This window comes from Escherichia sp. E2661 (genome assembly GCF_004745185.1).
In the GTDB taxonomy this organism is placed as follows: Bacteria; Pseudomonadota; Gammaproteobacteria; order Enterobacterales; family Enterobacteriaceae; genus Escherichia.
The window spans coordinates 1-24,911 of the sequence record NZ_PDIG01000009.1; the positions used below are offsets into that span (position 1 = coordinate 1).

Below are 24,911 nucleotides of genomic sequence, written 5' to 3' on the forward strand. Positions count from 1 at the left end.
TGGCTGACAATGCCTGATGCGGCTACGCTTATCAGCGNCANAATCATTCNCNGGCCACTTCGTAGGCCGGATAAGGCGTTCACGCCGCATCCGGCAGTGGTGACAAATGCCTGATGCGCTACGCTTATCAGGCCTACAGATTCTTGCGCCATCCGTAGGCTGGATAAGGCGTTCACGTCGCATCCGGCAATGGTGACAAATGCCTGATGCGCTACGCTTATCAGGCCTACAATTCTCGGGCCATTCATAGGCCGGATAAGGCGTTCACGCCGCATCCGGCATAAACATGTAAGTCAGACGCCGTAACGTTCGCACCAGCCAAGAATGGCTTTCTCGAAGCAGGCGAATGGTGGATGCACAATACCCGCACCAATCATGCCGACGCCCGCATCTTTATGGGCGATGGCGGTGTTGATCACCGGCAGAATGCCGCTGCTGCCCACGCGGGTGATGTCGATTGCCGACGGCACGCCCATAAAACCGAGCAGCGGAATGGTGACGTTGGGGTTTTCGCCAAGGGTGATTTCGCGCATCTGACGGGAGAAATCAATAGCTTCTTCCACCGTGCCGCCCACCAGCGCGACGATAGCGGGCGCGGTCGCCATAGCAAATCCGCCAATACCGTAGGTTTCGGTGATGGCGCTATCGCCGATATCCAGCCCCGAATCTTCCGGCTTATAACCGGCAAACATCGGGCCGATGACCTGCTGCGCCGGGCCGGTAAACCATTGCCCCGGTAATCCGCTGACCCGCAGGCCAAACTCGACGCCGTTACGCGCCATGGTGGTGACCACGGTGCTGTATTCGATGCCGTGCGCCGCATCCATCGCCGCTTTACACATCGCCATCCACGTCGGGCCGGAGAAGTAGTCGCTGCTGGCGACAAACTCAAACACTTCGCGCTGTTGCTCGACGGAATAACCTGCCTGAATAATCCCCGGCGTCAGCGCCTGAATCAGCAGCGTCGTCCCGGCGTTATTGCGGTTATGGCATTCATCGCCCATATGCAGCGCCTGCGCCAGCATTAAGCGCAGATCGATCTCGCCGATAATTTTCATCGCGTCGCGCAGCATTGGCCCCTGCACATCGCGCATCCAGTTCAGGCGGTCAATCACGCTCTGGTCGTTAGCGCCCATACGCAATATCTTCGCCATCTGCTCGCTCATATTGGTGTAAGCGATGTTGCCGTAGGTTTTGTTTTTCACGATGTGCATAAACATCGAGGCAGAGGTAACGCCCGCCATCGATCCCACGCAGTCGTGCTCGTGGCACGGCGAGAAGGTGATCTCCCCGGAGGCCGCCAGTTCAGCCGCCTCATCGAGATCTTTCGCCAGCCCTTCGAACACCAGCGCCCCGGTGACCGCGCCTTTCATCGCGCCGCACATTTTTTCCCAGGTGGTGGGCGGCCCGGCGTGAAGAATGGTTTTCGCCGTCATGCCCGGCACCACGTTAATCGCCTGATCAAAACCAATCAGCACCGGATGCGACTGGATAATGCGCTCCAGCGCCTGCTGGTTAGCGGCGGCGATTTTGTCTGCCAGCGGCGAATCGGCAATGTTATCCAGCGCCTGTACCACCTGCATATTGCCCTGCCCCGGCGGCGTCCAGTCAAGTTGGGTCACTTCTACATGCTGCTTTTTCAGGTCATCGCTAAACATGGCGATGCCGACGTTAATAACGTTCAACGGTTGGCTAAACAGTGACTGGCTCATCAGGCTTCCTCCCCTTTGCAGATAAATTCACGCGCCAGCAATCCGGTATTGGTGCTGCTGCTCGCCAGAATCACTCCGGCATCAAGCAGCATCTGGCTTTGTTGTTCTAACGATGGCGTATCGAGATCGGTACCCAGCACATAGGCGAGAATGATCAACTCGCGTCCTTCGGCAGCGGCGATCGCTTTCGCTTCTTTGATCGCCTCGATGGTGGAGCCGACCGGATCTTCATGCGATCCAAATCCGAGCACAAAATCCATCACGATCACCGCCACTTCTGGATCGCGCGCTTCTTCGATCAAGCGGCTGATACGGTTGGTCGGGTCAATCATCGGGTGCGGCTTGCCGTTGGTGAAGTCGTCATCGCCAAAGTCGAGGAAGGTGTGTTTGATGCTGCGGTTGATATCTTTCAGGCGGAATTCAGGATCGGGCTGAATGTTGCTGTAGACATCGCCATGTTTTTCCATCACCGCGAACATGGTTTCGTCGCACAGCGTACCGCCGCAGAACAGGCCACGAATGTATTTCTGTTGCGGCTTCAGGCGAGCGCGCACGTCAGCAATCAACGGCTGGTTCAGGGTATGCAGGTCGAGATGTTCTTGTTTCACGCCGGAGAGCATTACCGCTTTCAGCGCCGCTTCTTTGGTGCCGCGAGCAAACTGTAGCCCCTGCTCATCCACTGGCGTTTCGCCACGACCGAGGAAGCAGACCACCACCGGCTTGCGGCAGGCGCGTGCGCGTTCCAGCACTTTGCGGGCCACCGCAGGCGCGGGCGGTTTGGAGATAAGCACAATGATTTCAGTTTGCGGATCGTTTTCCAGCATCCCGATAGCGTCGAGCATCATCAGGCCGCCGATTTTCTCGCTCAGGTCGCGCCCGCCGGTGCCAATCAGTTGCGAAACGCCGCCGCCAAATTCATGGATACGGACGCTCAGTTCCTGGCTGCCGGTGCCAGATGCGCCAACAATACCGATGTTGCCACGACGCACGGCGTTACCAAAACAGAGCGCCGCGCCGTTAATAATCGCCGTGCCGCAGTCTGGCCCCATCATCAGCAGCCCTTTTTCGTGGGCCAGCTGCTTGAGCGCCAGTTCATCTTCAACCGAGACATTATCGGAAAACAGCATCACGTTAAGGTCGTTTTGCAGCGCCTGACGCGCTTCGCGCGCAGCAAACAGGCCGTTGACCGAAATCACTGCCAGGTTACTTTCCGGGATATGCTTTTTGGCGCTGGCAATCGTGGCGTAACGTGCCTCGTGCGAGCCGCTTTGCGCTTTGGTGTTGAACAACTCTTCAATCTCCACCAGCAACTGCTCGTTGTCCGCGCCCGCTTTGCCGTTGATGACAATCATCAGGTCGCCGTTTTTCGCCTGTTCCAGCTCCGGCGTCAGCAATCCTAAATTTTTCAGCACACCTTTGTTCATTTCGGTCGCCATCGCCACAAATGCCTGCTCGACGCCGTCGAGTTTATTTGCACGCGTGGAGATAGACATCAGCGAGACAGAATCAAAATAGGTATTCGGTTTAATGACTATTTTAACTGACATAATTCCCTCCGTAGGTTTGGCTCAGCGCACAACCATCGGCCATGCCATACAGCATGTCGCAGCCGGAACTGGAGCCAATATGTTTAATTTTTTCTATTGCCTGAGTTGCGTTCCCAGGGATGTCATAAATAATATTGTGAATAAAACGATGAATATTTTCCCGGCAGCGTTGTTGTAATGCGGCCTCCAGCGTAATAGCACTTAATAACGTGGTATTTTTTCTGCCGCGTTGCAGGCCGCGATAAAATTCCTCTTTGTATTTTTCCGCCGGATGCCCGGATATAAATAAAATAAGCGCCAGTCCTGTTAAATAATCGTCAGCTGATGGCGTAAGGCCAATCCCTAAGCCCATCATACTGGCGACCGCTGCGGCGATATTTTGTTTTTCGTTTACGGCCTGAATAACTGCTTGTCGTTTAATATGTAGTTCTTTATTTAAAGCCTGATAAAACGGATTATCGCCGCGATAATTAAACAGGGTTTCATTTTCCCCCAGGTGCTGATGAATAATGTCGTGCCACTGTTGCCAGGCGATAAGGTGAAAATTCAGAGCGGTCATTTGCAAGGTTGGGGACAGCCAACGCCGACAACGACTCATCTCTATATGAAGATGTTGACCAACCGTAATGCCTTGATCGTCAAACTGAACCTTATCACCATGCCGGAACAGATCATCAAAGTGAGTGAGTGCCAACCGACAACTGTTTGGCGCATTGTCGTACTCTTCACAAAGCAGCGTCAGCAACTGCTGGCGGGCCGGGAGTGCGATATTTACCGCTCTGGCAAAGACCTGTTCAACCTGTCCTTTCCCCCGCTGCGCCAGAAAATCCGCATCCGCAGTTAGCGCCCACACACACCGTCTTTCTGGTGTGTTGATAGCAAGCCTCCTGGTTTATGCGCCTGCGGCAATCAGCAACTGCGCAATCTCTTCAAAACCCCGTTCCCGCGCCAGTTCCAGTGGCGTTTTGCCATATTTATCGGTCAGATGCGGGCTGGCCCCGTGTTCCAGCAATAGCTGGACAATCGCCTGCTGTTTAATCCCGCCATCGTTAAGCACAATCGCTTCCAGTAGCGGCGTCCAGCCAACATGGTTGGTCTGGTTAACGTTAATCTCCGTATGTGCCAAAAGCTCTTTTACAATACTTAAATGGCCTTTTTCACAGGCAGGCGTCAGGCCGACACCACCGAAACGGGTGACGCAATTAAGGTCTGGTTTAGCCGGTAAAATAATTCGTAGCAGCGTTAAATCACCGTTCAGGCAACTCATTAAAAAAGGATTTAAACATGTCAGGTCTTGTTTATTAATATCCGCTCCGGCATCAATTAATGCCTGAACGCAAGCATATTGCTGATATAAACTTGCCAGCGTAATTGCCGTTTTCCCCTGGCGATCGCAGGTATTAATATCGACACCCAGCGCAAGACAGGTTTTTACTTTATCGATATCGCCCTGTTGTGCAGCCAATAAATAGTCGGCAGGTAGATTTTTTATAGTCATTCACATTCCCCTGGTTTTTGTGGCTGTTTTCGATGAATTGAGAATAGCAACGATAATCTGATAAAAGAACCCGCTTAAATTTAATTCGCCGTATTTCGCCTTTTTGTTGAATGATGTTCAACAATCTTTTCGTAGTGTGCGGTAGTGCAATATTTGTTTCTTTGACCCGATACCCTTTCACTCAATCAGGTTTTATTTCTCTATAGTCTGCACATGTAAGAGTAGCTTTCGTCCATGTCTAACCAGAGGGGAACAAGATGAACGGACTCACGGCAACGGGTGTCACCGTCGGTATTTGTGCAGGGCTTTGGCAGTTAGTGTCTTCACATGTCGGGCTCTCTCAGGGATGGGAATTATTAGGAACCATTGGCTTCGTCGCCTTTTGCAGTTTTTATGCCGCAGGCGGCGGTAAATCGGGGTTTATCAGAAGTCTGGCGGTTAATTATTCCGGGATGGTGTGGGCGTTTTTTCGCCGCGCTGGCTGCTGGTTGGCTGGCCTCTGTAAGTGGACTGTCCGCGTTCTGGGCGAGCGTAATTACTACCGTACCCTTCTCGGCGGTGGTGGTCTGGCAAGGGCGTTTCTGGTTACTGTCATTTATTCCCGGTGGCTTTCTCGGCATGACGCTGTTTTTTGCCAGCGGGATGAACTGGACGGTGACATTACTGGGTTTTCTGGCGGGTAACTGCGTGGGGATAATTTCAGAATATGGTGGACAAAAATTAAGCGAAGCGACGACTAAACGCGACGGGTATTAAAAGTTATTCAAAAATGATTATCTATCTTTAACCGATACCTCTACAGTCATAGCTGGAGAAATTCATAGTAGATAATGGCGGGAATGGTTTAATGAACTCAATTTTTACCGAAGAAAACCTGTTGGCATTTACTACCGCTGCGCGTTTTGGCAGCTTCAGTAAAGCGGCAGAAGAGTTGGGTTTAACCACTTCCGCCATTAGCTACACCATCAAGCGTATGGAGACGGGGCTGGATGTGGTGCTGTTCACTCGCAACACCCGCAGCATTGAGTTAACCGAGTCCGGGCGTTATTTTTTCCGCAAAGCTACCGACCTGCTGAATGATTTTCACGCCATTAAACGCAGTATCGATACTATTTCGCAGGGCATAGAAGCGCGTGTGCGCATTTGTATTAATCAGCTGCTTTATACGCCCAAGCACACCGCACGCTTATTACAGGTGCTGAAAAAGCAGTTTCCTACCTGCCAGATTACCGTGACGACCGAAGTATATAACGGCGTCTGGGATGCAATTATTAATAATCAGGCAAATATCGCCATCGGCGCGCCCGACACGCTGCTGGACGGTGGCGGCATTGATTACACGGAGATTGGCGCGATTCGCTGGGCTTTTGCCATCGCCCCGGATCACCCGTTAGCCTTTGTGCCGGAACCCATCGCCGAAAGCCAACTGCGTCTCTATCCTAATATCATGGTGGAGGACACCGCGCATACGATTAATAAAAAAGTGGGCTGGTTGCTGCACGGGCAGGAGTCAATTCTGGTGCCAGATTTCAATACCAAATGTCAGTGCCAGATTTTAGGTGAAGGGATTGGTTTTTTGCCGGATTACATGGTCCGTGAGGCGATGACGCAATCCCTGCTGGTTACCCGACAAATCCATAATCCGCGCCAGGATTCGCGCATGTTACTGGCGACTCAGCATTCTGCTACGGGTCAGGTGACGCAGTGGATTAAAAAACAATTTGCGCCAAATGGCATATTAACGGGGATCTATCAGGATTTACTGCATCGGGAGAATTAATCGCTGCCAACCTCCCGATGCGCTGTGAATAGCGGTTTACATCAACCACCTGCTTTCATTACCCATTCAGAGATAAATTTATTACCCGGAACTGGCGGGGAGTACAAATAGCCCTGCAAAAAGTGAACGCCTTTACCGATCATTAAATCCGCCTGCTCCTGGGTTTCTACCCCTTCCGCGACGATACTCAGACCAGGCTTACGCGCCAGTTCGACAATATTGTCGACAATATGACCGGAGATTTCGTCCACGCTCGCCATTTGCACAAATGACTTATCGATCTTAATAAAATCGACCGGGAACGCCTGCAAGTAACGATAGGTCGCATAACCCGTACCAAAGTCATCCAGCGCAAAGGTAATATTGTGCTGATGAAGGCTATCAAATATCGCTCTGGCTTCTGGCGTTACCGGAATGGGGTTACGTTCCGTCAGCTCAAGAACCAGTTTGATTTTATCGTTACCTAATTTCTTAACCAGGTTCAGACACTCTTTTTCAAATCCCGCAGCCAAAAAACAGCCCGCCGAGACGTTGATACCAATATGGAAGTTGTCCGGCAGCAAATGTTTTACCGGCATCAGAATATCCGCAGTCTGTTTCATCAACTGGCGGGTCATTATGACGATAAGACCAGATGACTCCGCCAGAGGAATAAATTGATCCGGCGGGATGATTCCCGTTTGCGGATGTTCCCAGCGAACAAGCACTTCACAACCTGTCAGTACCCCTGTCTGAGCACAAAATACCGGTTGGATCCACGGTTTGAATTCATGGTTTTCCAGCGCCAGACTGATGGCTTCAGGTGTGACAATATGGTGACAACGGTTGTCAGGAAGATAAATTTTATTTTTATTTCCCGTAGCAGTGGTTACCTGCGGGTGATACTGAAAAAAGATATCCCGCCAGAAGGTAATATCACTCTGGATGCCTAATTTCTCATACAACTGCTTCTTTTGATGTGAAATTGTCTTTGCACTGCGATTTCTGTACTGTGAGATTTCTGTAACCGACATCCCCTCCATTAGCAGCTTGAGTAAAAGCCGTTCTTTTTCGGACACAATACCAGGCAACGTCAAATTCACCGTTGCGCCGAACTCTTCCAAAAAAACACTCAAATCATGCGAAGCCATTTAACACACCTTGATTAAATCTTGTGCGCCAGCTTAATCTGCTTGTCTTCACTCTGGCAGGAAAAGCTGGCTGCAAGAAAATGACACAGAGAGCCGAATTAGCACCCATTCGGCTCTCTCCTTTTACTTATTATTCAGATCAGAATTGCCACTTAACGCCAACCATTGCAGAGGTGTCATTATATCCCTTATCAGCAACCTGAACGCCCACATTTCCCCAGACATTCAGGTTGGCATTTAGCTGTCCTTCAACACCCGTCTTTATCTCGGCAATATTTCGGGCTCCATCCTGAGTGACTGACACGCCATCCATGCTGGTGCTGAAATCCTTACTGTTATGCAACCAGTTCACTTCTACAAACGGCTGGAACTCGCGGGATTTACCGTCGTCCATTTTATGATGACTCTTCAGCCAGGTTTTTACACCAAGTCGAGTCTGAATGTTGCCATCACCGTTGCTATGAACGAGGGTTCCGTTGCTTTCGCGGTGCTTATCGGCTTTGACTCCCATCCAGGTAACCTGTGCTTGTGGCTGAACATACCATTCATTACGCGTTCCCTGGCTGCCATTAAATTCAGCTAATTTGTGTTTGTATCCAGCTTCCAGTGAAGCGGTAAATCCTTTTGATTTATAGGATTCACTTTGTAAGTCATCCCCTTTCACTGTGTTATCAAACCAGCTGTACTGCGCCCAACTGTCGAGATACGCGCCATTATGCGATTCGTCATCGGCATACCAGGTGGCATACAGGCCGGTGCTATATCCGTTCACACTCGCTTTTGCACGATAACCGGTTCGCGAGGAAATGGTTTTGCTGTCGCTGTTGCCATATCCCGCCATGACCCCAACATGCCAGCGGTCGCTGCCGTTTTGGCTCCACTGCGCGATATCGCCTCCCAGTTGCAGAACATAGCGATTGCTTTGGGTTTTCAGCTGGCCGCTGCCATCGCGCCATTTATTATGACCACCTTCATGGCGCATCCACATAGCGGTTTGTTTCTGCTCACCCGTCACCATGTCGGTATAGTCCGTATTACCCAGACGCTCATGCAGACGCGTGGTGAACATGGTATTCGCTGCTGCAAGGTTCGCGATGTAGCTACCCGCCTCCGGTCGCAGGTCATTATCCACATTCAGATCCGGACCCGGCGTAGGTGTCGGGTTAGGGTTCGGCTCTGGATTCGGGGTTGGCTCCGGATTCGGGTTTGGCTCCGGGTTCGGCATCGGCTCTGGCTCCGGTTGCGGTTCAGCTGAATCACCACCACTGGTCAGATACCAGTTTCCGCTGTTTGCCCCCTTACCACGCGCGAGAGTGTAGTCATATGCGCCCGCAACGATACGTCCCGCCTGAACAAATTCCCCCTCAGACTTACCATCAACATGGATAAGTTCAATGCCGTTAAGCGTTTTAGCACCTGTACCACCAGCGTTATTCACCGTAACGGAGGTCGTGCCGCTGGTATCGCCCTCAACAACCAGTTTATCCGTCACTGAATCATCGCCATTCAGTGCCGTATTCATCACCAGTCGGCCGTTATCACTATGGTAGTTCCCCTTCACCACTAACGCGTTGCCCGCTTGCTGTCCAGACTCTCCGGTCATCAGCGTACCGTTGTTGGTCAGATTGCCGCCCAGGGTGTAATTCACAGGCACAGCCGCTCTTTTTTCAGCGCTATTATTCAACACCAGGGTACCGTTGTTCTCAACGTTTGCGCCCCCCAATCCCTGTGCATGACTTACCAGCACTTTAGCCGAGCTGGCAATATTCATATTAGCCGTCAGGTTGCTGTTATCGCCCGCGACGTCCAGCGTGCCGCTCTGAATATTCAGCTCTCCGTTCCCCGTTAACGAACCTGCTGAAGTCCCCCCGTTGGCAAGCGTCAGACTGCCGCCGTTTAAGTTCAGCAGCGAATCGGCGCCGCCATTGAGCGTACCCACGGTCTGGCTGTGACCATTCATATCCAGTTCAGTCTCCGCCGCCAGACGCAGTTCCTGGGTATTACCCAACACGTTATCGTTATTCAACAAGAGCGTCCCGCTGCGCAGATCGGTAATACCGGTATAGTCGTTGTCTTTGTTAGAAAGCGATACGGTCTGACCTTTCTGGCTGCTGAATGCCAGGTCACCACTGCCGGTAATCTTTGCGCTGAGATCGGCGGCATTCTCGCTTTTACCGTTAGAGCTCAGCACCAGGGCATCGCTGTCGGTAGCGTGTAAATCAAGCTGGGTCAGGCCGTAACCGATATACAGACCGTCATTGTTTACCCCACTCGTCAGACGATAGTCGTAAGTGCCGACGGCCGCTGTTTGTCCATTCTGCTGAATATCACGTTGGGCGCTGCTGGAGAGGATTTGCCCATTTTTATCCTGCAATTGCAGATTGCCCGCATCGCCCAGAACTTCCGCACCTTGCGCATCAACCAGCTTAATGGCGCTGTTACCATCATCGACTTCAGTGAGCGATAACGCAGAGTCAATATCACGAGATACTGAGCGGACAACGTCACTGTCAGAAACCTGAATCACACCCTCGCCGCGCAAATCCAGCGTTTTGCTGACTTTGACGGTCCCTTCTGTCATCTGTGCACCTGCTGCCAGGGCACCAAAATCAACCGTTCCGCCGGAGAATCCCAAAGTGCTAATGGAGTGAGCGCCCTTACCCACTGTTACCTGGCTTCCCTGACCCGCAGTGATCCCGCCTTTCTGCAGAAACTCAGCATTCTTTTCCAGGTTAAATGTCGTGTTCTGGAACGCCAGTGAACCCTGGAACCAGTCTGTATAAGCAAACTCATCGAAGGAGAATTCGTGATTCCCCATGTTTATTTCAACAATGCCTCTACCTTCAAGATCGTTATCAAATACCCAATCTTTATTGGCATTGATTTGCAGTTTGCCATCAACATCCAGTTCTGCACGGCCGATGTTCTTATCTTCAGAAATAACCGCTACAGCATCGGAAGCGACATCAATATATCCGTAGAATGCATAGTTATTGCCAGTCAACTCCACCGTCCCACTGTCGATACTTATTGTACCGTTGCCGGAAATCTTATTGGCAAAGGTCATGCTATCATCAGCCTTCAGGTGTAATTTCCCGCGGTTGGTGATTTCTGCTGTACCTATATTTTGGGTGATCCCTAAAGCGCCATTTTGCTCAATTTTGACTTTACCGCTAAAGGCAGAGTTATCACCGGTTAAGTAAGTCGTGCCATTGAGCGCATTGATATAGCCCAGGCCCTCGCTGCCACTGACAATATCCGCGGAAATAGTCGCGTCTTTATCCGTGTGGTTTAAGGTGATTTTCTTATCGGATGTCGAAGCCCACACAAACTCAATTTTTTCGGCATCAATAATCCCTGCCGCCTTCGCAGCACTTCCTTCCTGTGCACCTAACGCTAACTCAGAGTTGGTGCTTAAACTAATAGTCGGCGCAGAAATTTTACCACCTTCTGAAACGGCAAGTGTTGTATCGGAGTTTTGATTATAATAGCCCAGGCTAATTTGCTTACTGGCATTAACTTCACCGCCGTTATTAACTGACAGATACTGATCACCACCGTAACTGCTGAAAACGCCCATAAAGAAGGTTTCAGAATTTACCTGGCTGCCTTCACCACTGACATTTCCCTGCGTATAAGTCAGACGACTGGTGCCCTTAACATGGATTTTGCCGCCGTTGGAGACATTGAAATAGCCTTTATCATGCCAGGAGCCGGAGTTTGAGTCATATAAATCATCAGCATACAACTCACTACCAGCATTTGAAACGTTTAGAAAACCCGTCCCTTTCAGCAGGACGTCAAGCTGACCATTGATATAGACTTTCCCTCCGGTTATATCCAGCCCACCATTAGAAGCGAGAGTAAAACGAGGACGGGAAGTATCTGTTACATTTATAACCAGATTAGCATTATCAGTCACCGTAATACGGTAATCGATGAGCTGGTCATCTTTGCCGTAATCAACAGTCTTATCCTGGTTCACGGTAAAATCACCAGAGAACGCCAGAGATGAATATAAACTTATCGCGCTAATTAAAACAGCCCGGGACTTTTTTCCTTTTATTTTGCTTCCCAGTTCAGAGCAGACGCTCCAACAGTTACGGGACCTGTTCCACTTTAGCCGATATATTTTATTCATCACAATCTCCAGCAATACATCCAAATAAAACCAAGATTGCATAAACAGCAACGCATAAAATGCCATCCCGGTTGCTGCTCATGGCATATATAAATTCAAAAAAATCGCATAACATTGATAACCACATACCTGGGTATGCAGTTCAGAGAGTAATAATAGATTAACTTACTACCGGACACCTATTTCAAATTAACAATCTTAACTTAATCCTTACATTAGCCCCCAGTCTCGAACATATGCGCATTATATGTATCTAAGAGCTCAAATCAACTCAAAATATAAACAAGAAGCAGGCATTACACATTTAATATATAACCGACAAAGGTGATAACTCTTATTAGGTATTTAATTATAAGAATTGTCTTATTAATAAATATATATGCGCATAAGACTGAATCCATTCAGCTTTCATTCATATAAAACCGTTAATTAATAGAATATAAGATTTACAAGTGACTAAGAGGAATTACAAGATATGAAATTACAACCATATATTATATATGCATAAATTTCTACAACGAATCAATGATCCTCGCACCATATGCAGACATGGCGCAGTTTTATGCACGTCCTGGAACATCACACTATTCCCTGTGCGTCGATTGTCAGGTCAATAAACAGCTCAACGAACTTGTGCGTAATTACACCGAAACCGCCTTTCCCCCGTGCGATGCGTACAGAACAGACTACGACGAGACGGCGGGCCGTATACGAACTGGAAGGCCTGCGCGTGGTGGAGGCATCAATTATGATTGGAGAGAAGCACGGCTGCGTATTTTGTGGTGAATAGAATACTGCTGCGAGCTAAAAATTCAGTCGCGACTTGATTTGACTGTAGGCTTTGCAAGGTTGAGAGTTACCGTTTTGATATGGGACCGAATCCTGCTATAAAAAACGTGAGGTAACTCTCATGCTACTCCCTCTCAGCAATCCTCAATAATCAGGTATACCGCTTTCACCGGGCCATGAACCCCGACGACTTTGATAAGCTCAATATCCGCCGTTGAACTAGGGCCGCTAATGATGTTAATGCAGGACGGCATTCGTTCACCGGCCTGCGCTTTCTGATGCAATTTTTCTGCGAGTTGCGCCACACGTGGCAGGATGGTGCTTTTACGCAGGATAAAAATTGAGGACTCAGGGAGCAAACTCAACGAGCGCCCACGCTCAGCAGCGGAAAAAAGCACCACGCCTCCCGATTCTGTTAAGCCATATTCAGCATACACTACGCCAACTTTAGCCTGCTCTGCCTGCGAGATATTCTCGGCACCTTTCAGCGGATCCCACACGGCGGCATTGCATTCCTGTTGTAAACGCTCACGGATCCCCAGCTCTTCCAGTCGCCTGTCACCGCTAATCAGCACCGACTGCTCTCCCAGCTCTTTACACAGGCGTAATGCAGCATCCGCGGCCTGCGCCTCGCTGGTCAGTTCACAACGCGTCAACATAACATCGCTGGCAAACTGGATAAACGCGTCACAGCGCTGTTGCGGGTTAAGTTCAGTAAGACGCTCGTTTGCATAGTTGTTAAGCGGCACATCTTCCGTTTGCGGTTCGAGTCGCAGCGGGCGGCCCAGTGCCTGAGCAACGTTTTGCAAGAATTCGCTTCGATTATCCATTTTTTTTCTCCTGCGCCTGATGTTTCTTAAACCAACTACGGAAACTCTCGCCGTCAGCTTCAGGAAGATCGCGGGCTTCCATCCAGTCGCTAATCGCACCGATCCTGAGTGGTGTTTTGCCACCACTGATAAACCAGCTTGCCGCATGAGCGCCTGCCATCATTCCAACTTTCCACAATCCTGGATGGCTATTGGCATAAGCGAACATTTTGATCGCCCGTTGCTCTGCTTTTGCGGTGATCCCTTTTTCAGCCATCACCCGACGATGACGCAAAATCAGTTTCGACAGAGGAATACGCACCGGACACACGCTGTCACAGGCCGTGCATAAAGAGCAGGCGTAAGGTAAATCTTTAAAATCTTTATAGCCGCCAAGTAACGGAGAAATCACCGCGCCGATTGGCCCTGGGTAAATTGAGCCGTATCCGTGACCTCCAATGTGGCGATATGCCGGACAAGTATTCATACAGGCTCCGCAGCGAATACAGCGCAGCACATCCCGAAATTCAGAGGCCAGCACCTCAGAACGCCCGTTATCAACAATAACCAGATGAAACTCTTCAGGCCCGTCCACATGCCCCGCTTCGCGCGGCCCTGTCAGCCAGGTGTTGTATCCCGTCAAACGTGCGCCAACGGCACTACGCGCCAGCATGGTGATCAATACATCAACCTCGGCAAACGTGGGGGCAATACGCTCCATCCCCATCACCGCGATGTGCGTTTTAGGTAGCGTGGTACACATTCGCGCATTGCCTTCATTGGTCACCAGGCATACCGAACCGGTTTCTGCTACCGCGAAATTACAGCCGGTTATACCGATTTCGGCACTGAGGAAATCTTCACGGATCTTTTGACGAATGAATAAGGTCATCGCTTCAGGCGTCTCCGGGCCATCATAGCCCAGACGTTCGTGTAGCACCCGGCGGATCTGGTGGCGATCTTTATGGATAGCCGGAACCACAACATGAGATGGCGGATCTTGATCCAACTGAAGAATGTATTCACCCAGATCGGTTTCAATCACCTGAATGCCAGCATCCTGCAACACATGATTGACGCCAATCTCTTCGGTCACCATCGATTTAGATTTCACCACCTTCCGGGCATTTTTGCGTTGGGCGACCTGTAAAATGTAGCGGGTAGCGTCTTCTTTGGTTTTTGCAAACCAGACGTGACCGCCGTTTTGCGTCACTTTTTCGGAGAGCTGGTACAGATAAGCGTCGAGATTACTCAGAACATGATCACGTATCTGGCTGGCACGATCGCGCCACTCCTCCCAGTGACCTAATTCATCGACCATTTTTGCCGATTTGCTCCAATACGCTGCTGCGCGTTTGCCACCGCTTTGCGCATGATCGGATCTTCAATTTGCTGACGGATGCGTTTCTTGAATTCTGTATTACTGGTTTTGATCGACATCTTTATACCCTCAGCGGCTCATCAGCACTTCAGCAATATGCATCACTTTGACTTTCTGCCCTTCCCGTTGTAATCGCCCACTTATATTCAGCAAGCAACTAATGTCGGCACCAATTAAATACTCAGGACAGACCTCCATCAGGTGTGAAACCTTTTCTTTCACCATCTCGCCGGAAATTTCGGCCATTTTGACCGAGAACGTACCGCCAAACCCGCAGCAAGTATCCTGTTCGGCAAAGGGCAACAGCTCCAGTCCACGTACATTTTTTAGCAGCGTAAGTGGTTCATCCTTCACACCCAGCTTACGGGCCAGACTACAGGATGGATGATATACCGCCCTCCCTTGCAAGCTGGCGCCTACATCGACTACCCCTAATGTATTGACAATAAAAGAAGTGAGATCCTGCATACGTGCGGCGACCTTTTCTGCACGTGTTGCCCATTCTGGTTCGTCAGCCAGATATGTTGGGTAACTTTTTACGGCGTAAGTGCAGGAACCGGCGGGAGAAATAATGGGATCGTCGTTATCTTCAAGTGCAGCGATCAGATTTTTCATTCCTGGGATCGCTTCTTTGATATAACCACTATTGATCGCAGGCTGACCGCAGCATCCCTGTTTCTCAGGAAAATTTACGCGACAGCCGAGTTTTTCCAGGAGCAGCACGGAGTCGCGTGCCATCCTTGATTTCAGGGCATCACCGATACAGGTAACAAAGAAATTTACATTCACAACCAATACTCCATTGCTTCATTTCTATTTATGCCTGATCGCAACCACTCCTTCCGGGTTATCAGACATCAATAAAAATGGCGGCTTTTTTATTGGGTAGCAGAATACAAATTCAAACTGATTTGTATGACAAATCAATAATCCATCATTGGATACCTGGATGCAATAGCTAATTTTATTTCTTTCGGCGTCGCTCACATTTTTATAATGATCGCCACTAACAACACGGAATCATGCATTCGATACAATAACGTATTGAATTTCATTGGATTTATCTTAAATACCTATTTAAAGATACTCATTTGGTATCTATTAGAACAGTCCCCCAAATGAGTATAAATGAAATTATTAACAATAATTTCACAACCATTAATAACTGTAATTTTATCTTACTGAAGCGATTCAGTGTGTATTTTTACTTTTATAATGAGCTTCCGCCTTCGGAAAATATATAATAACATCTGCTATAAGTTATATTTTCAGAGTGCCGGTCAGGTAGCATCCTGATAAGTCTAATTAGTTATGTATTTTTACACCAAGACAGCCACGAACAAACTCAGGATTAAAATGTTTTACGGATTCGCCAACATACCCCAGATCAAGTGAGCTTATTTGCGCCATTTCTTTCTCTGTCAGTGAAAAATCCCAGATAGCGAAGTTCTCTTCAATACGATGCTGATGAGTCGATTTTGGAATAACAACCACTCCCCGTTGAATATTCCAGCGTAGAATTACCTGAGAAATCGATTTTTGGTGGGCATTTGCAATACCCTGAAGCAGGCTGTTTTCAAATGGTTTATGTCTTCCCCCACCTAATGGTGCCCATGCTTCAGGCTGCACGTTGTAGTACTTCATGGTTGCCAGCGCTTCTGGTTGGGCAAAATAGGGATGCAACTCAACCTGGTTGACCATTGGCTTAATTCTGACTGTTTCACAAAAGTTTGCCAGAACATGAGGATAGAAATTGGAAACCCCAATCGCTTTCAGTTTGCCCTCTTCATAGGCCTCTTCCAGTGCACGCCATGCACTGAAATAATCGCGCATTGCCTGGTGCAATAAATAGAGATCAAAGTATTCAAGTCCCGATTTTTTTTAATGACGCTTCAATACCTGCTTTTGCCGTATCCTGATCAACCATGTCCTGTACCCACAATTTAGACGTAATAAATAACTCCTCGCGGGTACAGAAACCTTCCGAAATGGCTTCACGAATAGCGTCGCCGACGGCGTCTTCATTACCATATACCGCTGCAGTGTCGATGAGTCGATAACCGGTTCGGATAGCATTCAACACTGATTGTTTACATACTTCTTTATCGGTAACCTGAAAAACACCAAATCCCATCATCGGCATTTTCAGATTGTTGCTTAATACGGAAAATTCCACTAGCAGTCCCTCCATTACGTATGAATCATTAGTCTACGTTAAAACATGACCGCAGATTAGTATGTGGATTTTGATATCACTTATGTAAAAATTTCATTAATAATAGGGGACTGTAATTTCTCTATTTTCGGGGACAATGAAGCAGACGCTATCAGTGCTTTTGCCTCGTGCCTTGCTGTTTTTGATACACTTAGGGCCCTGGACATAACAAAAAATGTGCGATATGACGAAGAATTAATGGAGAATGTGATGATCAGGCAGAAGATTCTACAGCAGCTCCTGGAGTGGATTGAGTGCAATCTCGGTAACCCTATCTCAATCGAAGATATCGCACAGAAATCTGGCTACAGTAGACGCAATATCCAGCTCCTGTTCAGAAACTTCATGCATGTGCCGCTGGGAGAATACATTCGCAAACGAAGACTTTGCCGGGCAGCTATTCTTGTCCGACTCACAGCGAAATCTATGCTTGATATTGCACTATCTTTGCATTTTGATTCACAGCAGTCATTCAGTCGCGAATTTAAAAAATTGTTCGGATGCTCTCCCCGAGAATACCGGCTCCGTGATTATTGGGATCTGGAAAATATCTTCCCTCCATTTTTAGCACGCCAACATACAAAAATTGATTGCACATTAATTCATTTCCCTGAAACACGTATTTTTGGCAATTCATTTAAGTATGATACTGAAATATCGAATAAATCACCGGATGAAGAAGTCAAATTGCGACGTCATCATTTAGCCCGGTGTATGAAGGATTTTAAGACGGATATCTATTTCGTCTCAACGTTTAAACCATCAACAAAGTCGGTCGATTTACTCACAGTTGAAACCTTTGCTGGTACGGTATGTGAATATGCTGACATGCCGAAAGAGTGGACAACGACCCGAGGACTTTATGCATCTTTCCGTTATGAAGGAAACTGGGAACATTATCCTGACTGGGTGCGGAACATCTATCTGATAGAGTTGCCTGCCAGGGGGTTAGCCAGAGTGAACGGCAGCGATATTGAGCGCTTTTATTACAATGAAGATTTCGTAGAAAAGGATGGCAATGATGTTGTTTGCGAAATTTTTATCCCCGTTCGTCCGGTTTAGTTTGTCGCTATGTCTTATTGAGTTTTATCCTGGCCTGCTACTGTTTAATCAGTATCAGGCCAGGTATTCAGTGAATAATGGCGTTGAACATATCAACACCATTATTCTTTACTACATCGCCGCTTTTATTTCTCCTCCGCGTCTTCAGTATCTGCAGCCTCGGCGTTAATTGTCACCTTCACAGGCGTCATTTCGTACCCGCCATACGTCAGTGCGTGGAATGTGAACGTATAGAGACCCGGCTTCTTGGTACTAAATGTACGCGTAATTTTCCCGCTCGAGAAATGGTCGGCCTTCGACGGCGAGAACTCATAATCCGCCTCTGTCACCCCTTGCGGAGCCTCAATGTCGACCCACATAGTTCCTCCTACGGGGTTTTTTGCCGAGAACAGGGTAACCGTCATTGTTGCGGTCTGTACCCCATCCGCCACCAGAGAATCTACATTAGATGATGCGGCGAGCTCCGCGTTTTTATCATCCGCGACGAATTTAGATTCGGCAGTTTTCGTCGATACCTGACCGTTGGCCTGTTCCACTTTCGCCGTGAGTGTATATTTCGCTGCGACAGTGGTCGTGGCGGTGAAAATAGCCTGCCCCTGCTCATCGGTCTTCGCTGTGCCAGACGGATCCAGAACTAAATTTGCCGGGCTGGCAGTCAGCGTCACGTCGCTATCTTTCAGCAGGTTGTTATTGGCATCAGTCACCGTAACTTTATACGTCTGTTTGGCTTTGCCGTCCGCCAGTGCATAGTTGCCAATCACCTCAATACCGGAGACGGTTGCGGTAGCCTTATCGGCCACAAACGTTATAGTCTGCGCATCCGAAGGCTTGTCATTTCCTGCCGACGCCGTGACCTCATACGTTCCGGCAGTCACGGAAACCACTTTCAGTACCGCTTTACCCTCCTCGTTGGCGTTCACCATGATATTACCGTCTGCAAGCGGTTTGACGCCCCGAGGCAGATTAAAGACGACCACAGCGCCAGGAAGAATGTTGCCGTATTGATCCTTAACCGTTGCCGTCAGCGTAAAGGCATCTTTGTCGTTTGCCACTTTTGGATCAGCGCCATCAACCTCCAGGGTCGCCTGACCGGTACTGAAATCCGCCTTGAATTTCACCGTAACCGTCTTCTTAGCACCATTCACCGAAGCCGCGATGCTGTGTTCCCCGGCAACCGTTGACATCAGCTCAATGTCGGCTTTACCTGCCGCATCGGTTGTTACCGTATTCCCCGTCTTGCTGGTCACTCCTTCCGGCAGAGTCAGCGTCACATTTTGTCCCTGCAACGGGTTGCCATAGTTGTCCACAACGGTCAGGGTTACCTGGTTAGCAGACTGTCCATTAGCCACTTGGTTATCAACCTTCACCGTCATATCACGTATCTCAGCCTTAGATGCGTCACCTGCAACATTCAGCACCAGTGGCTGAGCAACGGCATTTTGGCCGTTCACTCGCGGCATCACAGACAACTGACCCGCGGCAGAGCCCAGAGTTAAGGTCGCCACATAGACCCCGTTACTTTTCTCTGCCCAGTTTCCTGCTGAAGGACGCTCAGTCCCCGTGCTGGCGGCACCACTAAACTGCGGTGCATCTGGCTTCAGCCCGGTGACAAGGTTCCCGTACGCATCCTTCGCGGTGAAGGTGAGTTCCGTCGTCGCTTTGACGGTCGGAGCATCATTATCCGCAACAAGCGTAGAGTTCGCTGATGACATATCCCCGGCGACGACAGTCAAATGCGCAGCATCGGTGGCTGCTGGCTGGCCGTTGAATAGCGGCATGACGAGAAGCTCACCTGTCTTTCCGCCTGTGGTCAGCGTAGCGACATAGGAACCATCGCCTTGCTCGGTCCAGTTGGATACAGTCGCCCCTTCAGATGCAACACCCGTCAGGCTTGCCGACAGGGAAAGGCCACTGATAGCGTTGCCATGCGCATCTTTTGCAATAAGCGTCACGGTTGTGCTTTCGCCTGCTTTTACGCGATCTTTTGCCACAGAGACTGTCGACTGGTTCGAAGATAACGCATCAGCTACCACGGTTACTTTCGCCGCCTTTGCTGCCGCGTCCTGCCCATTGAGCTTCGGCATAACCTCTAATTCCCCCGCCGTAGTGCCGAGAGTAATCTGCGCAGTCCAGGTCCCGTCGCCATTATCCGTCCAGCCTGAGGCCTTAGAACCTGCAGCGGCTGCGCCCGATAATGACGGTGCATCCGGATTGAGGCCAGTTACAGGGTTGTCATTAGCATCTTTTGCCGACCAGATTGCCGTAACTGTACCGCCAACCACCGGTTTATCCGGATTCAGGGCGATGGTCGAATGTGCTGCATCAAGCGGCCCGGCGACAAACTTCAGCGTTTGTTGTAATGAGCCCAACTGATACTGCTCGCTAAAGGCACGCACAACAACGTTTCCGGCACGGGTCGAAGAAACCGTAGCGCTGTAAACGCCTGGTTTTACCTCCGAAATGGTACCAATGGTGACACCGCTGCTATCCTGCGGAACAAATCGCAAGCGGCTGGCCTCTCCCGTCACCGGGTTACCATCAGTATCCACCGCAGTCAGCGTCAGCGTGTGGGATTGCTGACCATCGGCAACCACGTCTCCTGAAGATTCATTCACGCTCAGAGTAGACTTCGACACATCCATCATCGTGGCGCGCAATTCTGCAGTGACGGTTTTGCTCATGCCATCAACGCTAACCGTAATCGTTGCCTCACCTGATTGCGTTCCGGTAGTAAAGACAGACTGGTACACCCCAGCTTCAGTTTCGGTGAACTCACTCAGTGTTGGCTGTGCCTGTGATTTAGTGGCCTTCAGGGTACGAGTCACAATATTTCCAGCTGGCTTGAACGTCAGCTCAGACTTGATCTGATCTTTCATACCCGTGACTGGCTGCCCCTCTGCATCGCGCAGAGAAAGCACCAGTGGCTTTTGCTCACTACCGTTAGCAAGCATTTGGATACGGCTCTGACCGTCAAGCGTTAACGCCGTGCGCTCGGCACTCATACCTGCTCCGGTAATGACCACCTCTGTCTGCACGCGTTTTGAGGCATTGCCTTTGTTATCGTAGGCAACCGCAGAAATCGCATAATAATTGTTTTTGCCTGCCTGGTAAGCCGGGAGCGTCACTTGCCACTGATTGCCCTGCCCGGTAATTTTTCCGCCTGCGGCCAGCAAAGATGGCGCTTCCCATTGAACATTTTTCAGACCGTGAGTTGCTTTGCTCACCACAAGCCCCAGGGAAACCGTCTGCCCGCCCTTACCTTCAATGCGCTCAGGCAGAGCAATACGGATCACTTCAGATTTGCGATACTCAAGAACGATATTGTTATTACGCTCAACCAGGTCATAGCGGCTGCCTGCCAGTACCCGACGCTCGCGAATGCTATCCGTATCGAGTTGTTTCGCCAAAGGTTCGCCAATTCGGTAGTTAACTTCCAGGCCAAAGCGAGTGTCATTCTCACCGCTCTTGCCCTGCTTATGCCCGGCGCTCAGTGTCAGAAGAGGCACTGGCGTATAGGTCACCTCGGCAGAAATAGCATGCGGGTCTTTCTGGCGCTTATCTTTACCAAACAGCCCGACTTCATCGCCATAATACTGTTCATACATCAGGCTTGCGCCAAGCTGCGGCCAGGCAGGTAAATAGCCCTCTGCGCGGATATCCCAACCATTCGCCGGGCGTTCCTGATAATCCTCAATATCCGGCGATTTTTTCCAGCCAGAAGCGCGGATATAACCATTGGCGCTCAGTTTCAGATAATCGCGCCAGTATTCCGCACCAACACCAATACGGGTATGACTACGGGATAAATCATGGTCAATAAAGGTGTTCACTCCCGCCATCCATTCATTACCTGAAAAATGACGCCAGCCGAAGCCAATATTTGACTGAGTACGATCGTCTGTACGATGTATTGCCCCCTGAGTGAACAACATATTTGTCGGCGTATCATAAATCGGATAAAGCATTTCCAGCGAAGAATCCTTCAGCGAGAAATCTTTATCGACATTCAGTTTAACGCGCGCAGTACCATATTTCCCGAGCCACTCCTGGATTTCCTGGGTAGCTTTAGTGGTGGCCATCCCGGTAATAAAATTACGTGTCGCATCGCTATCTGGCTGACTACTCAAAAATGTCCCGGCATTTGCGGCAAACGACGCGACATTTTTCTCCACATTATTATCAGCAGTTACCGTGGTATTTTCCATGCTCAACCGTGGCTGAACCGCATTCTGCGCACGTGCCGCCATTACTGGCGTAAAGGTGACTGCGAGTGGAAAAAGAACTTGAACAGAGATATTTGCCCACGCCACGCAGCGGGCCAGAACTGAATAACGAAATCGTGGTTGTTTATGACCTGTTTTATAACGTGACATTGAGATAATTTCCTGATGAACGAATTAACGAACATAGGCAGACACAAATAATGGCGTCTGCTTGTCAGAAAAACCGGGGATTTCCCGGTTTCCTTTTCCGCAGAAAAGGAAATACCTTTATGTAAGAAAGTACACCGCCACCTAATATATCCAGTGCCTGTAGCCACTCATCAGGTGGTTGGGCGCGGGATTATATTTTTATTTATGGGTGAAAATTTAGCTTTTTGTGCAAGTCATTAAATAGCTCCATAAGTTATATTTCTTACTCTGCGGACAGTGAATAATTCATTATTCAGAGTGAATAATTCATTATTCAGAGTGAATAATAATGACCTGTCTTTAATTTGCCACGATTGGCAATACGTCGAAGTAGGTATATACGCCAGGATAAACCAATATATTTTTTATGGATATTCATTTTCCTTCATCGGACTGTAAATTCCGGGGATATCGAACTTGCACGACTCATCTCAACACTCAAACAGATTTATGAATTTCGTTCATAACCCCTGACAAATCCTGCCGTCTAATCGAGCTCTTCCCTTTACGTTATGCTTCTCATGAACGATAACGGAAGGATAACACCATGCAAAAAGTAAAACTGAACAACGGTATTGAAATGCCTCTGCTGGGCTTTGGTGTATTTCAGATGACCGATGCCGCCGAATGCGAAAGAGCGGTCATTGACGCTATTAACACCGGTTATCGACTGATTGACACCGCCGCCTCCTATCAAAATGAAACCCAAGTCGGGAACGCACTGAAACAAAGCGGCATTGCGCGTAACGAGCTCTTTGTCACCACGAAACTCTGGTTGCAGGATACCAGTTACGAAGGGGCCAAAGCCCAGTTCGAACGCTCTCTGAATCGACTGCAACTTGATTACGTTGACCTGTATTTGATTCACCAGCCTTACGGTGATGTCCACGGTGCCTGGCGTGCCATGGAAGAGCTGCAACAGGCCGGTAAAATTCGCGCTATTGGCGTCAGTAACTTCCATCCTGACCGACTGGCTGACCTTATCGCCTTTAATAACGTCGTTCCGGCGGTAAACCAGATTGAAGTTAACCCCTTCAACCAGCAATTACAGGCCGTTCCGTGGATGCAAAGTCGTGGCATTCAGCCAGAAGCCTGGGCACCGTTTGCGGAAGGGAAAAATGGTCTGTTCCAGCATCCTGTTCTCACGGCAATCGGCGCGAAGTATGGCAAAAGCGTGGGCCAGGTTGTTCTGCGCTGGATCTACCAACGAGGCATTGTTTCACTGGCAAAATCAGTGCGAAAAGAACGCATGGAAGAGAACATCAACATTCTCGATTTTGAACTCAGCCCTGAAGATATGCTGCAAATTACCGCCCTGGATACCGCAACCAGCGCGTTCTTCTCTCACCGCGATCCCGCAATGGTGGAATGGCTGACTGGCCGCAAACTTGATGTTTAAGCCGCGATAAAAGAGGTATTCATTCAATGCAAAAACGTTATCTGGGTAAATCCGGACTCGAAGTCTCCGCCCTTGGGCTCGGTTGCATGGGCTTAAGCCACGGCTACGGCCCGGCGACCGATACCCGTCAGGCTATCGAACTTATTCGTGCTGCGGTTGAACGTGGCGTCACCTTCTTCGATACCGCCGAAGTGTATGGTCCGTATCTGAATGAAGAAGTGGTCGGCGAAGCCTTAAAACCGTTTCGTGACCGTGTGGTGATTGCCACTAAATTCGGTTTTACCTTCGGCGATGATAATAAGCAGCAGATTTTAAACAGCCGCCCGGAACATATCCGTGAAGCCGTTGAAGGTTCATTACGCCGCCTTAAGACAGATGTTATTGACCTTCTGTATCAACACCGTGTTGATCCGGATGTTCCTATTGAAGATGTTGCAGGAACGGTGAAAGACCTAATTGCAGAAGGTAAGGTCAAACATTTCGGCCTGTCTGAAGCGGGAGCACAAACCATTCGTCGTGCACATGCGGTACAACCTGTCACCGCCCTGCAAAGCGAATATTCCATGTGGTGGCGTGAGCCTGAACAGGAAATTCTGCCGTTGCTGGAGGAACTGGGGATTGGTTTTGTCCCCTTCAGCCCACTAGGTAAGGGTTTCCTGACGGGGTCGATTAAGCCAGGAGCCACTTTCGGCAAGGATGATTACCGTAGCACCGTACCGCGTTTCGCGGCACAAGCCATTGAAGCCAATGAAAAACTGGTCACCTTGTTAGGTGAACTGGCCGCGGAGAAAGGGGTAACATCTGCACAAATCGCACTGGCATGGCTGTTAGCACAAAAGCCGTGGATTGTTCCCATCCCTGGCACCACTAAACTGCACCGGCTGGAAGAAAACCTGGGTGCTGTCGACATTGTTCTTTCGCAGAAAGATACGCAGCAGATAACCGAGGCACTGGAAACAATTAAAATCGTCGGTGAACGTTACTCGCCTGAGCACCAGGCACGCGTAGGCCGTTAATGCCCAAACGGGTCCACAAC

General features: G+C 49.4%; 14 protein-coding genes and 4 pseudogenes. 6 read left to right on the forward strand and 12 right to left on the reverse strand.

Translation table 11 applies throughout. From position 1 onward, the window contains the following. The 5 genes from CRI63_RS24665 to CRI63_RS05145 form a co-directional block, all read right to left on the reverse strand. The coding region (locus CRI63_RS24665; RefSeq protein ID WP_276606363.1) for a hypothetical protein at positions 1-248 on the reverse strand (248 nt) is incomplete at its 3' end. A 45-nt stretch (positions 249-293) separates the two neighbouring features. Continuing rightward, positions 294-1,712 (reverse strand): DUF1116 domain-containing protein, encoded by a 1,419-nt coding sequence (locus CRI63_RS05130; protein WP_130259198.1) that lies wholly within the window; start codon positions 1,710-1,712, stop codon positions 294-296. Continuing rightward, complete coding sequence (gene fdrA, locus CRI63_RS05135; RefSeq protein WP_130224209.1) at positions 1,712-3,259, reverse strand: acyl-CoA synthetase FdrA; 1,548 nt, start codon at positions 3,257-3,259, stop codon at positions 1,712-1,714. Before fdrA ends, CRI63_RS05130 begins: the two co-directional genes overlap by 1 nt. Beyond that, positions 3,249-4,112: a DUF2877 domain-containing protein gene (locus CRI63_RS05140; RefSeq protein ID WP_135518705.1), complete on the reverse strand. Its 864-nt coding sequence runs from the start codon at positions 4,110-4,112 to the stop codon at positions 3,249-3,251. Before CRI63_RS05140 ends, fdrA begins: the two co-directional genes overlap by 11 nt. A gap of 39 nt (positions 4,113-4,151) precedes the next feature. After that, positions 4,152-4,757 carry an ankyrin repeat domain-containing protein gene (locus CRI63_RS05145; protein ID WP_000153100.1) on the reverse strand — a complete coding sequence of 202 codons (606 nt, stop codon included), beginning with the start codon at positions 4,755-4,757 and terminating at the stop codon, positions 4,152-4,154. A gap of 257 nt (positions 4,758-5,014) precedes the next feature. Here CRI63_RS05145 and CRI63_RS05150 point away from each other — a divergent pair. Further along, positions 5,015-5,513, forward strand: a pseudogene (locus CRI63_RS05150) (DUF1097 domain-containing protein). A 91-nt stretch (positions 5,514-5,604) separates the two neighbouring features. After that, positions 5,605-6,537: a LysR substrate-binding domain-containing protein gene (locus CRI63_RS05155; protein ID WP_063069923.1), complete on the forward strand. Its 933-nt coding sequence runs from the start codon at positions 5,605-5,607 to the stop codon at positions 6,535-6,537. Positions 6,538-6,578: 41 nt separating this feature from the next. Here CRI63_RS05155 and CRI63_RS05160 read toward each other — a convergent pair whose 3' ends face one another. Next, complete coding sequence (locus CRI63_RS05160) at positions 6,579-7,667, reverse strand: EAL domain-containing protein (RefSeq protein ID WP_130209778.1); 1,089 nt, start codon at positions 7,665-7,667, stop codon at positions 6,579-6,581. A gap of 139 nt (positions 7,668-7,806) precedes the next feature. After that, positions 7,807-11,808 (reverse strand): autotransporter outer membrane beta-barrel domain-containing protein, encoded by a 4,002-nt coding sequence (locus CRI63_RS05165; protein ID WP_135518707.1) that lies wholly within the window; start codon positions 11,806-11,808, stop codon positions 7,807-7,809. Between the two features lie 597 nt (positions 11,809-12,405). Between CRI63_RS05165 and CRI63_RS24225 the strand changes: the two are divergent. After that, positions 12,406-12,635: pseudogene (locus tag CRI63_RS24225) on the forward strand (choline dehydrogenase); the annotation flags it as partial. A 96-nt stretch (positions 12,636-12,731) separates the two neighbouring features. On the opposite strand, the gene CRI63_RS05170 reads toward CRI63_RS24225, so the two are convergent. The 4 genes and pseudogenes from CRI63_RS05170 to CRI63_RS05185 all read right to left on the reverse strand — a co-directional run bounded on the left by CRI63_RS05170 (position 12,732) and on the right by CRI63_RS05185 (position 16,963). Continuing rightward, a complete protein-coding gene (locus CRI63_RS05170) occupies positions 12,732-13,427 on the reverse strand; it encodes a lactate utilization protein C (RefSeq protein ID WP_135518709.1) in 696 nt (231 codons plus the stop codon). Then, positions 13,420-14,846: pseudogene (locus CRI63_RS05175) on the reverse strand (LutB/LldF family L-lactate oxidation iron-sulfur protein). Before CRI63_RS05175 ends, CRI63_RS05170 begins: the two are co-directional and overlap by 8 nt. Positions 14,847-14,856: 10 nt before the next feature. Beyond that, the gene (locus CRI63_RS05180) at positions 14,857-15,576 is read right to left on the reverse strand and encodes a (Fe-S)-binding protein (protein WP_135518713.1); all 720 of its coding nucleotides are present in this window, start codon (positions 15,574-15,576) and stop codon (positions 14,857-14,859) included. Between the two features lie 516 nt (positions 15,577-16,092). After that, positions 16,093-16,963, reverse strand: a pseudogene (locus CRI63_RS05185) (aldo/keto reductase). 249 nt (positions 16,964-17,212) lie between these two features. On the opposite strand from CRI63_RS05185, the gene CRI63_RS05190 reads away from it, so the two are divergent. After that, the gene (locus CRI63_RS05190) at positions 17,213-18,064 is read left to right on the forward strand and encodes a helix-turn-helix domain-containing protein (RefSeq protein ID WP_135518751.1); all 852 of its coding nucleotides are present in this window, start codon (positions 17,213-17,215) and stop codon (positions 18,062-18,064) included. Between the two features lie 125 nt (positions 18,065-18,189). On the opposite strand, the gene fdeC is transcribed toward CRI63_RS05190, so the two are convergent. After that, positions 18,190-22,437, reverse strand: coding sequence for an inverse autotransporter adhesin FdeC (fdeC, locus tag CRI63_RS05200; protein WP_135518717.1), 4,248 nt, complete (start codon positions 22,435-22,437; stop codon positions 18,190-18,192). Positions 22,438-23,023: 586 nt separating this feature from the next. Here fdeC and CRI63_RS05205 point away from each other — a divergent pair. Together CRI63_RS05205 and CRI63_RS05210 are read left to right on the forward strand one after the other, a co-directional pair. Then, positions 23,024-23,875 carry an aldo/keto reductase gene (locus CRI63_RS05205; protein ID WP_135518719.1) on the forward strand — a complete coding sequence of 284 codons (852 nt, stop codon included), beginning with the start codon at positions 23,024-23,026 and terminating at the stop codon, positions 23,873-23,875. 26 nt (positions 23,876-23,901) lie between these two features. Continuing rightward, positions 23,902-24,891: an aldo/keto reductase gene (locus CRI63_RS05210; RefSeq protein ID WP_135486629.1), complete on the forward strand. Its 990-nt coding sequence runs from the start codon at positions 23,902-23,904 to the stop codon at positions 24,889-24,891. The last annotated feature ends 20 nt before the right edge of the window (positions 24,892-24,911 follow it).